This is a genomic window from Arthrobacter cavernae, assembly GCF_017368795.1.
In the GTDB taxonomy this organism is placed as follows: domain Bacteria; phylum Actinomycetota; class Actinomycetes; order Actinomycetales; family Micrococcaceae; genus Arthrobacter; species Arthrobacter cavernae.
The window spans coordinates 49653-61516 of record NZ_JAFNLL010000014.1; the positions used below are offsets into that span (position 1 = coordinate 49653).

An 11864-nucleotide genomic window follows, 5' to 3' on the forward strand; every position below is an offset into this window, starting at 1 on the left:
GACGGCGGCAGTTGCCGGCCGCCGTCGGGCACCTGTTCGATGCTGCCACGACGCCGGGCGCACCGGGCTGTTCGGCCCTATGGTTGTGCCGGCCTAATGGGTGCAAACTGGAAGCCCAGCGCTCCGACAGAAGTCCCGTACCGCGCCAGGTGCCGGGCAGGCTGCCGGTCCCGCCGCACATATGGACGGAGTACCTCGATGAGGTACCTAATGAACCGAGGAGAACCATGACCACTTTGAAGGAACGCCTGCACTCCGACGTCGTCGCCCACATAAAGGACGGTAACCGGATCGCACTCACCACGGTGCGCACTGTCCTGGGCGAGATCGAAACCCGCGAGAAGTCCGGCCAAACGCCGGTCGAGCTGGACGACACCGAGGTGACAGCACTGCTGCAGAAGGAAGCCGCCAATCGCCGCCACACCGCCCACACCTACACGGAGGCGGGAGAGACCGACCGCGCCGCCGCGGAAATTGCCGAAGCCGAGATCATCGAGGCGTACCTGCCGGAGCCGTTGACCGCAGCTGAGGTGGAGACCATCGTCGACGAGACTATCGCGGCGCTGAAGGCCGACGGTGTCGAGTTGTCCATCCGGCAGCTTGGCGAAGTGATGAAACCAGTCACCGCCAAGGTCGCCGGCCGCTTCGACGGCAAGGCTGTCAGCGAGGTCGTGCGCCAACGCATCGCACAGTGACGCGAGCTGGCTCGTCGGGAACGCATGTTTATCGTCAACGTCGTGATCCTCGTCGGGGGCTATGAGCCCCCGACGGCGGTGCTGCCGCCGTCGGGGCTTTCCATCCCGCCGGGATAGGGCGATTCTGTAATCACGAGCGTGATTCGGAACCGTTGTTCGGAGGCATGATGGGAATGAAGGACGAAACTCCAGCTGCTCCGGTGCCGTCCGGGCAGGCCGAGGAAATCCACCCCGAACGGATCCAGATCGTGGCCGAGGGCCGCACTGTCAGCGAGCGCCTCTGGAACGAGGACCTTGCCCCGGCCCGGCACCGCAACTGGGGCGTCTTGAGCCTTTTCGCCCTGTGGATGTGCGACGTCCACAGCATTGCCGGCTACACCTTCGCAGCGGGCCTCTTCATCACCGGGCTGGTGGGCTGGCAGGTGTTCCTGGCCCTCGTCGTCGGCATCACGGTGGTCTTTTTTCTCATGAACTTCGCCGGAACCGCGGGACAGAAAACCGGGGTCCCGTACCCCGTTCTGGCCAGGATTTCCTTCGGGCTCTTCGGCGCCAACCTCGCGGCGCTTATCAGGGCGGCCATCGCCATCGCGTGGTACGGGATCCAGACGTGGCTGGCCTCGGAAGCGGTGCTGGTACTGCTCTTCTCCATCTGGCCGGAGACGGCTCAATACGACGCCCCGGGCACCGGTGAATTCCTGGGGCTGACGCCGATCGCCTGGGCGGCGTTCCTGGTGCTGTGGGCCGTGCAGCTGCTGGTCATCCGCCGCGGCATGGAGACGGTACGGCGGTTCCAGGACTGGGCCGGTCCGGCCATCTGGGTGGCCATGTTCGCGCTCGCCATCTACATCGTGGTCCAGGCGGGCGACAAGTTCAGTCTGGCGATTCCCGGCGTCGCACCGCTGGACGGTGCCGCGGCCGTCAGCCAGTTCTTCGCCGCCATTGCCTTGACAGTCACCTACTTCGCGGCCCTGCTGCTGAACTTCTGCGACTTCTCGAGGTTCTCACCCGACCGCAAGACGATCCTGCGCGGCAACTTCTGGGGACTGCCGGTGAACTTCATCGCGTTCGCCCTGGTCACGGTGGTGGTGACGGCCGGTGCCGCCTCCTACTTCACCCAGGAGCAGTACCAAGGCCAGGACATCTTCAAGGTCATCACCGATCCCGTGAACATTGTCAAGGCCATCGACAACCCCTGGATCACAGGCATCGCCGCGGTGACGTTCGTTGTGGCCACGATCGGCATCAATGTGGTGGCCAACTTCGTCTCGGCTTCGTACGACCTCGCCAACGTGGCGCCGCACCGGATCAACTTCCGGCGCGGTGGGCTCATCAGCGCTGTCCTGGCGATCGTGATCCTGCCGTGGAACCTCTTCAGCAGCCCGGTGGTGATCGTGTACTTCCTCGGCGGCCTGGGCGCCCTCCTCGGCCCGTTGTTCGGCGTCATCTTCACCGACTTCTTCCGGCTCCGGAAGCAGCGCTTCAAGCTTTCGGACCTCTACCACGAGGATAAGGAGGGCCACTACTACTACAGCAAGGGCTGGAACCCCAAGGCGCTCGCCGCCCTTGTTCCGGCCGCCCTCGTCGCCGGCATTATCGCGCTGGTTCCGGCCCTGCAGAACATCCTGCCCGGAGGCGCCGGCCTGGGCCCGTATTCCTGGTTCGTGGGCGCCGCGCTGGCGGCCGGAATCTACTACTACCTCACCCGCAATGACCCCGCGCTCCGGAAGGCCGTGGCCGAAGCCGACGATTAGGCCGCTCCGCCTGCCTGTCTTTCTGGCCGCACAGTCTTTCTGCCCGCACTGTCTCCTGGAGGGTCAGCCCGCGGGGAATTCCGCACCGAGCGCTGACAGCACGCCGAAGGCTTTGGTCCGGATTTCCTCGTATTCGTCCTCCATGGAGGAATCGGCCGTGATGGCACCGCCGACGCCGAGGCTGAGCGTGCGCCGCCCGTCGCCGTCGGCGGCCATCACCAGGGTCCGGATCACGACGGCGAGGTCCGTGGCCGCATTCAGTGAGAAGTAGCCGATCGCCCCCGAGTAGACGCCCCGCGGGCCGGCTTCCAGGCGGTCCAGGATGGCCATGGTGCTGATCTTCGGCGCCCCGGTCATGGACCCGGCCGGGAAGGCGGCCGCGACGGCCTCGGCCCGCGGCGCCCCCGGGCGCAGGTGCGCGTCGATGGTGCTGACCATCTGGTGCACCGTGGCGTAGCTTTCGATCGCGCACAGCCTGCTCACGGTCACCGAGCCGGGGATGGCGAAGTGGCTCAGGTCGTTGCGGAGCAGGTCCACGATCATGATGTTCTCGGCCCGGTCCTTGAGCGAAGTGGCCAGGTCCTCGCGCAGCGCGGCGTCCGCCGCGGCATCCTCGGACCGACGGCGGGTGCCCTTGATCGGCTCGGCCCGCATGCCGCCGTCGGAGGCGATCCGCAGGAAACGCTCCGGCGAGGTGCTGGCGACGGCCAGGCCGCCGAAGCGCAGGTAGCTGGCGAACGGGGCGGGGTTGCGCCGTCGCATGGCCAGGTAGCTCTGCCACGGGTCCAGCCCGGGGTCCGCCGCCTCCAGGGTGGTGGTCAGGCAGACCTCGTAGCTGTTGCCCTCGTCGATCTCGTGCTGGGCATCGGCGATCTTGCCCTTGTACCCGGTGGCGGTGTCGCGGCTGCTGAACTCGAGCGGGAAAGCGGGGCTCCCGACGGCGGCCGTCGCCTCCGTGGGGGCGGCTTTGGCAGCGCGCGGGGCGGAGCTAGCCCGGACGGCCTCGCCCGCCAGCCGGAACCAGTCATCGGCGTCGGGGGCGTCCAGGGCGAGCAGCCAGACGGCCTGTTCGCGGTGGTCGATCACCACGGCCCGGCCCGCGAAAAGCAGGGCGGCGTCCGGCGTTGCGGAGCGGACGTCGCTCCCGCCGGTTTCGCGCTTGAGCTCGTAGCCGAGGTAGCCCAGCCAGCCGAGGGTGAACTGGCCCTCGTAGCCGCGCGGGGCGCGCACGGCGCGGCGCCCCCACACGGAGTCCAGCCAGCGGAAGAACGGCCCGCTGGTCTCCACGGTGGCGCAGCCGGCTGTCAGCCGGGTGGTACCCGAACTGTGCAGGACCGATTGGCCGAACGTCCCGGCGTCGTCGGCGAGGATGCTGAAGCGGCTGCGCTCGGCGGCCGGGCTGTGTGCCTCCGCAGCGGGGGCCCCGGCCGAGGCCGCGCCATGCACCGTGGCGGCGTTGGAGGAATCCAGCCACACGGCGTTGTCCGATGCCCCGTACAGGGCGTCGAAGAGGGCGGCGGCGTCCGGGACGGCGTCGATCTTCTCGGACCGCAGCTGCAGTCCGCGGCGCGCGTTGAGTTCGGGGGCCAGAACGGATGCCAGGGACGGCAGGTAGTTCAGGGCCTGCAGGATGTTGCCTGGAGCCTCGCCGTCGGCGTGGTTGAGCACGCGGATATCGGCGCTGCTCTGCACAGGATCCGAGTCCAGCCACTCCTGCTCTTGTGCGGCCCAGTCATCCCAGTACGGCTCATATGTGCTGCCATCGCGGTCCAGCGCCCGGCGGCGGCGTTCCTCGCCGGGGGCGTCCACCCATACGACGGCGTCCAGCATGGTCCGGGCGGCCTCCGCGGCGGCGCCCACACCTTCCACGATCACGATTTCGGCCGGCAGCGTCACACGCTGGGTGCCGTCGTAGTGCTTTTCCCAGTCCCAGCTGACCCACTCCGCGGCGGCGCCCTGGCTCAGGGGCGTCAGGACGGTGGTGATATAGCGTTCGATGCCCGCGGCCAGGCCGTTCCAGCCGGGGTAGATGTCCTCCAGGTGGAACAGCGACACCTTGTGATGCGCGCGGAGGCGGGTGGCCAGCTCAACGGCCAGGGTGGTCTTTCCTGCGCCGGACCGTCCATCGACGGCGATGATCACAGGTGCGGGGGTCATGAAATAGAGGTTACCTGCTTATGGTGGCGGCCACGGGCGTGCAGAAACTCACAAGACTCACATGAACTCACAAGGAATGCACCTGTACCTCAGGTCGAGACCCGTAACCTGGTGATGGCCGCGCTGGCGTGCTCCACAATGCCGGGAATGGCGGCCTGGATGAGGGTCCACGTGGAGTCGAAATCCTGGTGCCCGCCGTACCAGGGGTCCTCGATGCCCAGGTCCAGGGTGCTCCGGCCTGCCATGGCGGGATCGAAGCTGCGCAGCATGCGGATCTTGGCGACAGATTCCCGGTCCGGGGCCGTCTCGTGGAGCCAGCCGTAGTGGTCCACGTCGAGGGCCAGGATGAGCTCGCGCTCGCCGAACCATTCCTGCCGCCACGCGCGGGCAATATGGTGGGCCGAGGGAATGTGGTGCGCGTCGAGTTTCCGGGCCGCGCGGGGATCTATGGGGTGTCCGGCCTCGTACGCGGTGGTCCCCGCGGAGTCGACCTGCACCTGCCCTCCCAGCCCTTGCGACTTCAGGGCCTCGGCCAGCATGAGCTCCGCCATGGGGGAGCGGCAGATGTTGCCGGTGCAGACAGTAATGATGCGGTATGGGCTCGACGCTGAGTACATGGTGCAAGCATCGTCCATGCGGCCCGGTCTTGGCTAGACCCCGGGGGCCCCGGCAGTGGAATTCGTACAATCGATGGTGCGCGATCGCCGGGCGGTCCGGAATTTCGAAATCTCAGAGTCACGTACAGACCAGATCCCGACGACGGTAGCCCGCCAACGCCGAGACAAGCAGCACCGCGGCAATCGCCAGCGTCCACCACACCGGCGACCAATCGGCGTCGGGCGCTGACACATTGGGCACCACATGGAACGGGCTCGTGTTCAGCAGCCAGTCCGGGAGCTTCAGCACCGGGCCGAACATGGTCAGCAGGAGCCAGTACACCAGCAGCAGCCAGGCCAGCCCCCCGAGGCGGGGAGCCAGGCCCACCAGGGCCAGCGCGACGGCGGTGGCCAGCCACAGCGCCGGCAACTGGGCGAGGGCCTGCAGCAGGACCGTGCCCGTGTCCGCCGCGGAACCCGTCGCCTTCGCCCCGGCCGCCAGGGCCAGGGCGCCCGCCATCAGGCCCACCGCCGGCGCCAGGATGGCGAGGACCACCGTCGGCGTAAAGTATCCAAGGCGGGACAATGGCGCGGACAGCACCCACTCCGCCCGGCGTTCTTCCTCCTCCGCGTAGAAATGCAGGGCAAGGTGGATGCCGAAGGCCCCGCTGATCAGCGTCAGCACGAGCAGCAGCACGCCCACGAAAGCCATGAGCAGCTGCTCCTCGGTGGCCACCCGGAAGGCAATCATCTGCTTGATGAAGGGGTTGTCCGCGAAGATGGTGGCCATGGTGCTGGTGACCAGTCCGTATACGGATCCCAGCGCCACCAGGCTCACGCCCCACGTCCAGAAGGCCCCGCGGTCCAGCCGCGAGGTGAGGCCCCAGATTCCGGCCCGGCCCTGCGCAGGGCCTGGCCGCCCTGGGATGAAACCCAGGCCGAAGTCCCGCCGGGAGCGCAGCCAGGCCGCCACCACCGTGAGGAGCGCGCCGGCCGCGGCGAGGAGGGCGAGGGGCCAGAAGTTGTTGTCCGTGGCTGGCCGGATCCGCTCCGCCCACCCCATGGGGTTGGTCCAGAGCAGCCAGCCGGCGTCAGCGAGGGTGTCGCCGAGCCCGCGCAGCAGGTAGCTGATGCCGAGCACGGACACGGCGAGCGTGTTGGCCGTCCGGGCCGCCGAGCCAAGCTGCGCCGTCACCGCGGCGACCCCGGCGAAGGCCACGCCCATCCCCGCCAACAAGGCGCCGAGGGCGAAGGCGCCCGACGGCGGGGCTCCCGCGGACGCAAGCGTCCCGCCCACCAGCAGTCCGACCGCGGCGGAGGCGAGCCAGGCCAGGAGGACGGCGGAGGCCAGCCTCGCGTGCTGGCCCACCACGCCGGAGTCCACAAGCTCGGCCTGCCCCGAGTCCTCGGCAGCACGGGTGTGCCGGGTGACGGCGTAGACCGCCATCAGCGCCACGAAGAACATGCTGAACATCTGGACGCGCCAGGTCACGAAGCCAATCGCCGTGGTGAGCTCCGCGGCGGGTCCGAACAGCAGCGTGAACGCGGGGTTGGTGCTCAAGGTGGCCTGGAGCAGCATGGCCTCGGCGGGTGAGGTGAAGATGGAGCCGTAGGCGGCGTAGGTGGCTGCGGGGATGGCCCCGAAAATCAGCAGCCAGGGAAGCAGCTTCCAGCGGTCCAGGCGGATGGCGTGCCGCAGCAGGGGCAGGGTACCGGTAAACCCTGTGCCGGTGAACCCTGTGCCGGCAAGCCTTGTGCCGCTGACTTGGATTCTGCTCACTCCGGGCGCCTCCCCTCGGCGTCGTCGGCGTCTTCGGGGTGGAGGCGCTCGCCGTAGTGCTGCAGGAAGAGGTCCTCCAAACTGGGCGGCGTGACGGTCAGGGCGCTGAGGCCGTGCAGGGCGAGGGCGCCCATGGCTGCCGCCAGCGAGCCGTCGTCGACGCTGAACCGCACGCGCCGGCCCTCGATCCTAAGATCGTCGACGCTGGGCAGCCCGCCGAGCGGGGCGGCGCCGTCGCTGAGCGTGGCGGTGACGTTGGTCCGGACGTGGCGGCGCATCTGCTCGAGGCTGGCCGTCTCCACCACTTTTCCCCGGCGGATGATGCTGATGCGGTCCGACAACGCCTCCACCTCGGCGAGGATGTGGCTGGAGAGCAGCACGCTGCGGCCGCGTGCCCTCTGCCGGCGGATCTCCTCGCGGAAGATCGCCTCCATGAGTGGATCCAAGCCCGCTGTGGGTTCGTCCAGGATGAGGAGTTCGGCGTTCGACGACAAGGCCGCCACAATGGCCACCTTCTGCCGGTTGCCCTTGGAGTAGGCGTGGCCGCGCTTGGAGGGGTCCAGCTCGAAGGCCTCCAGGAGCTCCGCGCGCAGTTTCCGGTCCAGGCCGCCGCGGAGCCTGCCCAGCAGGTCGATCGCTTCGCCGCCCGTCAGGCTGGGCCACAGGCTGACGTCCCCCGGCACGTAGGCGATGCGCCGGTGCAGCGGGACAACATCCCGCCACGGATCGCCGCCCAGTATTTCGACCCTGCCGGAATCGGCCCGCAGGAGGCCCAGCAGGATGCGGAGGGTGGTGGACTTGCCCGCACCGTTGGGGCCGAGGAAGCCGTGGACCTCGCCCTCGCGGACGTCAAGGTCCAGGCCGTCCAGGGCCCTGAATCCGCCGAAGGACTTGACGAGACCCGCGATGCTGACAGCAGCCGACATGCACTGAGCCTACGCTTGCCGCGCCGCCGCGGACAGGCGCCGCAGGGGTTGCCTGCGGCGCCTGTGGAACCGGGTGGGACAGCTACACGACGGCGGGTTCCACCACGTGGCCATGCCTGAAGAGGTTCTGCGGATCCAGGCTGGCCTTGGCCTCCACCAGCCGGTCATAGGCCTCGGGCGTCCACGCCCTGGCCCGGTCTGCGGCGTCACCGAAATGGCCGTGCAGGTTGACGAAACTGCCGCCCGTGGAGAACGGGGCCAGGGCCTCGCGGATCCGCGCGAATTCGCCGGGCAGCGCCTCCGCGAACGGCGGCACGGCCAGCCCGGCTCCGAAGAAGCTGAAGGCCGCGTCCCGTGGCCCGATGCAGTCGCCGCCTGCAGGCCTGGTGGACAGCTCGCCGCCCATGAGCCGTAGCTCGGCCAGCAGCAGCGGGCTCTCGACGCCGGGACCCAGCAGTTCCAGCAGGGCCTCAACGGCGTCGTCGTCCAGGCGCTCCATCATGAAGCCGCCTTCCCGGACAGGCACGGGCTGGTCCGGATCCTGGTGGATCGAGTCCACCTCCGAGTACGGCAGGGGGCGCACACTGTCCATGGCGATGGGCGCGCATTCCCGCATGGGCCGCAACAGTTCGGCCCCCTCGAATTCCGTTCCCTGGTGCGCAAAGCGCAGGTGCATCACGAACTGCCCGCGCAGCGGTTCCGGCACCATTTCGAGATCGGGCAAGCGCAGGAAAGCGAGCGACGCCGACACCTCAGCGGGGAGCGACTGCGCCCAGGCCTTGAACGCCGTGAGGACGTCCCGGGCATGCCCGCCTGGGTAGTAGATGCCGCCGGCGTAGAACTCTCCGAGCAGGAACAGCTTGAATTCCATGGCCGTGACAATGCCCAGGTTTCCCTTGCCGCCGCGCAGCAGGGAGAACAGCCGGGGATCGCCTCCCGCCGTGACCCGCTGCTGGGTGCCGTCCGCCGTCACCAGTTCAAAGGCAATCACGTGGTCGCTGGCGAAGCCGTACTTGCGGCCCATGACCGGCAGGCCGCCGCCCAGAGTGTAGCCCACCACTCCGACGTCGGTGGTGGAGCCGTGGAGGCCCATCAGTCCGAGCGGGCCCGCGGCGTCAACCACGGCCTTCCACTGGACGCCGGCGCCCACCCTGACGGTCATTTCGAGCGGATCGATCTCCAGTTCCTGCATGCGCCGGGTGCTGATGAGGAGCCCGCCCTGGATGGCATTGGTGGCGCCATGGCCGGTGGCCTGGACGGAGATCGAGAGGCTGCGTTGGGCCGCCCACGCAACTGCCACCGCGACGTCGTCGGCGTCCAGGGCCCCGACGACGACGTCGGGAGTGTGCCTGGTGGAGAGGTTGAAGGCCGCCACTTCGGCGTCAAAGCCAGGGTCCGCCGGCGTGAAGACCGGGCCGCGGACGCTGTAGCGAAGGGCAGAGATTTCCTGGGCATCAATGAGGGGGAGCATAAGCATCTTTCGTGTTGAAGGACGGCTCCCAGCAAGCCTCAATCAGTTTATCCATCGAATAGATATGAGAGAAGGCTTTTAAATCACGCATAATCCCATTTGTTCCCCCCCGGCGCTTAACGGGGTGGCTTGTGAAAAAGTGAAATATCCGACTGTGACTGCCTGTGTACGGTAAGGATCGTTCGCAAGACACCGTATGAGGCTTCCCGGGGCACCCGGAAGCACGAGCATCGCCGTGTATCACTTGGCGTGTACGCACCAAAGTTACAGTTGCCTCCATTTGCGATACGCCACACGGCGAAGACCAGCCCCGTGGTTGAACCGAGGCAAACGGCGTGGCCAACAAGGGGTGGCCGTTTCTGGCGGAATCTTGCGCTAGCGTTGGGCTAATGCCCGCTGGCCCAGATCTGTCGGTTGAGGGGCAGATACCGCGCTATCAAGCGCTTTAAGGGGGATTTTAGCAACATGACTTCCAACCGTTTCGGACTCTATGGTGCCGTGACTATGGCCGGTCTTACCATCAGCCTTATCCTTACAGGCTGCGGACCTCAGCCGGCAGAAAATGCGGCTGCGGAAAGTGCGGCTCCCAGCCTGACGGCCGCTGCGAAATCGGCGCCCACGGCCCTTGCTACCGCCACTCCCACTCCCACAGCGTCTGCCACGACCGTTGCGCCTGCTCCTAAGCTTCCCGCCCAGCAGGTTGCCCTTGCCGCACCGGTCCAGCCGGCACCGGTCCAGCCGGTCCGGCCGGCACCGGTCCAGCCGGTCCGGCCGGCACCTGCCGCACCTGCTCCTGAGCTTCCCGCCCAGCAAGTGGCGCCGGTCGAGCCGGTCCAGCCGGCACCGGTCCAGCCCACACTGAAGTCCTTCACGTTCCCCGATGGGCACATTTCCTTCTCCTACCCGGCTTCCTGGTCCGTCAGAACACAACGGGGGCCGGGCCTGGAGGTGCCTCCCTGGCAGCCCGTTGACGCGATTGTCTCGGACCAAACCGGCACCGACCTCTTCAGCGTCTCAAGCGGCGCCAACGGCATCGGCTGCGTGGGTGCACCCACCAACCGCACAGTGCTCGACAGTGCAGCCGTCCCAGGAATGCGTGAAGTTGATGGCACCACGCCGATGTTCGGATTTATCGTGGAAAACATCGGCGGTGAAGACTGGTACAAAATGGCGGTCATGAACCCCCGCAACCTGGAGGAGGGCGCCGTCGGGCAGTCCTGCACGTTGCTCGTTATGGGAAACGGCGGCGTTGCCAACGGGGTCATCTTCGACCAGACGTTCTGGCCGAGCCCCCAGTCGGCGTTCCCGAGCCGACAGGCGGCGGAAGCGTGGATGGCCACAGAACAGTACGCACAGCTCAAGGCCCTGATCATGAGCCTGAACTACTCCTAGCGGTCTCGCAAGGGACGGCGCGACGGCGATGTTCGCCGTCGCGCCGGCGCTGACCGTCATGGCTAGCGTCTGGCGGCAACTCCTCTAGCCTGCCTCTGCAAGAGGGACCGGGGGAGGTGGGCCGTGCGTCTGGGCCGGAAACAAGAAGGCGACGGCGGCGCGGGCACGCCCCGGTCTTAGGCACCCAGGGGGTGGGGGAGGGGACTCTCTCGGCCCGGCTTCGGCGCCCGATCGTCATAGCGGCCGGCATGTCGAACGCATCAGGAAGTCGCGGGATCACCAAGATTCCGTTGCACCCCACCAGCAAAGGCTGCCTGCACGGCAGCCTCGAGCAGGCCCGCCTTCCCCGCGGCTGATCGGTACACCGTTTCCACGGCACCTCCGCTCCGGCATGCGCCGGCCGAATCGGTCCTACGCGTCCCTCACTTGGTCAAGCTGAATCTCTTCGATTGATCGGAAATTGGTGCAAGAACTGAAGTCGGGGACGCCGGGGAAGCCGGGGAAGCCGGGATCGCATAGCAACAGATCCACGATCGCCAGCGCCGTTCCATTCTTGAACGCGGAGGATTCAGCAATGACCGTGACCGTTTCTGTCTGAAGGTCACCGGTGCAGGGCTCAAAGCCGCCGGTGTTACTGCCAAAACCCCTGGCTATACGGCCCGCGTTGACCCGCTGGGAGATCATCAGATTTGAGGTAACGTTCCGGCCTTTGTCGCAGGTGAACGAGAACGACACTTCAACCGCCACGCCTTCTGCGAGGAGGGTGCCGTCGCTGATGTCGGTCACCGACGTGGCCGCGCTGGCCGGTCCGGCCATGGCGAACAGGCCAACACCAAGGGTCAGGAGCAAAGCGGCGGAACGCATGGCTGTATTCATGACTTAACTTCCTCCTCATTTGGGACAAGCGGCATCGCCTGCCCTGGGTGCCCTCCAGTCAGGGATCTGACTGGGGGAGCCCAAGCACCCGGACTTAAACCATAATCTTGGGCGTTGTAGCCGTCCCCTGCAAGGGGGTGGGGAGGGGTCCCTCTTCCGATTGCCGACGCTGACCGGTGGTCTTAGAGCCTCAGGTCGCGAACGCTTCCCAGGGATTTTG

General features: G+C 67.4%; 9 protein-coding genes. 3 read left to right on the forward strand and 6 right to left on the reverse strand.

What is annotated here, in order from left to right; genetic code table 11:
• Nucleotides 1–227 precede the first annotated feature (227 nt).
• Nucleotides 228–695, forward strand: coding sequence for a GatB/YqeY domain-containing protein (locus J1902_RS07835; RefSeq protein ID WP_207615687.1), 468 nt, complete (start codon nucleotides 228–230; stop codon nucleotides 693–695).
• A 173-nt stretch (nucleotides 696–868) separates the two neighbouring features.
• Nucleotides 869–2446, forward strand: a complete 1578-nt coding sequence (locus J1902_RS07840; protein ID WP_207615688.1) for an NCS1 family nucleobase:cation symporter-1 — start codon at nucleotides 869–871, stop codon at nucleotides 2444–2446.
• Between the two features lie 63 nt (nucleotides 2447–2509).
• Here the strand turns inward: J1902_RS07840 and pabB are convergent, their stop codons facing one another.
• The 5 genes from pabB to J1902_RS07865 all read right to left on the reverse strand — a co-directional run bounded on the left by pabB (nucleotide 2510) and on the right by J1902_RS07865 (nucleotide 9376).
• A complete protein-coding gene (gene pabB / locus J1902_RS07845) occupies nucleotides 2510–4603 on the reverse strand; it encodes an aminodeoxychorismate synthase component I (protein WP_207615689.1) in 2094 nt (697 codons plus the stop codon).
• Nucleotides 4604–4692: 89 nt separating this feature from the next.
• Nucleotides 4693–5220 (reverse strand): low molecular weight protein-tyrosine-phosphatase, encoded by a 528-nt coding sequence (locus tag J1902_RS07850; RefSeq protein ID WP_207615746.1) that lies wholly within the window; start codon nucleotides 5218–5220, stop codon nucleotides 4693–4695.
• Nucleotides 5221–5338: 118 nt separating this feature from the next.
• A complete protein-coding gene (locus J1902_RS07855) occupies nucleotides 5339–6979 on the reverse strand; it encodes an ABC transporter permease (RefSeq protein ID WP_207615690.1) in 1641 nt (546 codons plus the stop codon).
• Nucleotides 6976–7905, reverse strand: coding sequence for an ABC transporter ATP-binding protein (locus tag J1902_RS07860; protein WP_207615691.1), 930 nt, complete (start codon nucleotides 7903–7905; stop codon nucleotides 6976–6978). Before J1902_RS07860 ends, J1902_RS07855 begins: the two co-directional genes overlap by 4 nt.
• A gap of 82 nt (nucleotides 7906–7987) precedes the next feature.
• Nucleotides 7988–9376: an FAD-binding oxidoreductase gene (locus tag J1902_RS07865; protein WP_207615692.1), complete on the reverse strand. Its 1389-nt coding sequence runs from the start codon at nucleotides 9374–9376 to the stop codon at nucleotides 7988–7990.
• 813 nt (nucleotides 9377–10189) lie between these two features.
• Between J1902_RS07865 and J1902_RS07870 the strand changes: the two genes are divergently transcribed.
• Nucleotides 10190–10768, forward strand: a complete 579-nt coding sequence (locus J1902_RS07870; protein WP_207615693.1) for a hypothetical protein — start codon at nucleotides 10190–10192, stop codon at nucleotides 10766–10768.
• Between the two features lie 411 nt (nucleotides 10769–11179).
• Here J1902_RS07870 and J1902_RS07875 read toward each other — a convergent pair whose 3' ends face one another.
• Complete coding sequence (locus J1902_RS07875; RefSeq protein WP_207615694.1) at nucleotides 11180–11644, reverse strand: hypothetical protein; 465 nt, start codon at nucleotides 11642–11644, stop codon at nucleotides 11180–11182.
• Between the last annotated feature and the right edge of the window lie 220 nt (nucleotides 11645–11864).

Coding starts and splice junctions, on each gene's coding strand:
- J1902_RS07865 (WP_207615692.1), bottom strand. CDS start 9,376: ATGCTCCCCCTCATTGATGCCCAGGAAATCTCTGCCCTTCGCTACAGC.
- J1902_RS07835 (WP_207615687.1), top strand. CDS start 228: ATGACCACTTTGAAGGAACGCCTGCACTCCGACGTCGTCGCCCACATA.
- J1902_RS07840 (WP_207615688.1), top strand. CDS start 869: ATGAAGGACGAAACTCCAGCTGCTCCGGTGCCGTCCGGGCAGGCCGAG.
- J1902_RS07875 (WP_207615694.1), bottom strand. CDS start 11,644: ATGAATACAGCCATGCGTTCCGCCGCTTTGCTCCTGACCCTTGGTGTT.
- pabB (WP_207615689.1), bottom strand. CDS start 4,603: ATGACCCCCGCACCTGTGATCATCGCCGTCGATGGACGGTCCGGCGCA.
- J1902_RS07850 (WP_207615746.1), bottom strand. CDS start 5,220: ATGTACTCAGCGTCGAGCCCATACCGCATCATTACTGTCTGCACCGGC.
- J1902_RS07860 (WP_207615691.1), bottom strand. CDS start 7,905: ATGTCGGCTGCTGTCAGCATCGCGGGTCTCGTCAAGTCCTTCGGCGGA.